The organism is Rhodoplanes roseus, assembly GCF_003258865.1.
Classification (GTDB): domain Bacteria; phylum Pseudomonadota; class Alphaproteobacteria; order Rhizobiales; family Xanthobacteraceae; genus Rhodoplanes; species Rhodoplanes roseus.
In genome coordinates this window covers 1-671 of the sequence record NZ_NPEX01000638.1, presented here as the reverse complement: position 1 = coordinate 671, position 671 = coordinate 1, and the positions used below count along the sequence as shown (strand labels likewise).

Genomic DNA, 671 nt, shown 5'->3' with positions numbered 1-671 from the left:
ATCGAGGCGGCGAAGCGGTTCAACGACAATCTGATCGACCTGCAGAAGACCCTCGGGAAGCTGGAGCAGACGCTCGGCAACGAGCTGATGCCGTCCTTCGCCGACCTGGTGAAGGAGGTCGACGCGTTCTTCTCGCAGGAGGGTGTCGGAAAGGTCATCAGGGCCGAGATCGACGGTGTCACCAAGGGCATCCGCGACGCCGTGCAGGAGGTGAAGGACCTGTTCGCCTGGTGGGAGCGGGTCAAGGGCTACGTCGGATTCGGCGGCAGCCAGGACACCAGGCCCGACCAGGCCCGCGAGATCCAGAAGCGGCTCGCCGACCGGGAGTCGCAGCTCGGCGGCATGGAAGGGCATGCCCGCGCCTGGGAGAACTCCGGCCGCGGCGAGCTTCCGACCGACCTGCGCATGCGCCGTCGCGCGCTGCTCGACGAGATCGAGCAGCTGCGGACCCAGCTCCGAACGCTCCGCGAGGAGATGGAGAAGACCAACAACGCCGCCAAGAAATCGAGCTGGAGCGGCGGCGGCGGGCTCGGCGGACTCGTCGTGCCGGCCTCGTTCGGTGGCGGCGGATTCGGTGGCGGCGGGTTCGGTGGTGGCGGGTTCGGCGGTGGCGGTGGTGGCGGCAGCGTTGCGATGCGCGGCCTCGGCGGTCTGCCGGGCATCCCCGGGGG

Annotated in this window: 1 protein-coding gene; it reads left to right on the top strand. The window is 69.6% G+C overall.

The window, feature by feature from the left end:
* Positions 1 to 671 (top strand): hypothetical protein (locus CH341_RS35485; RefSeq protein ID WP_210208709.1); only part of this gene is annotated, 671 nt, incomplete at both ends.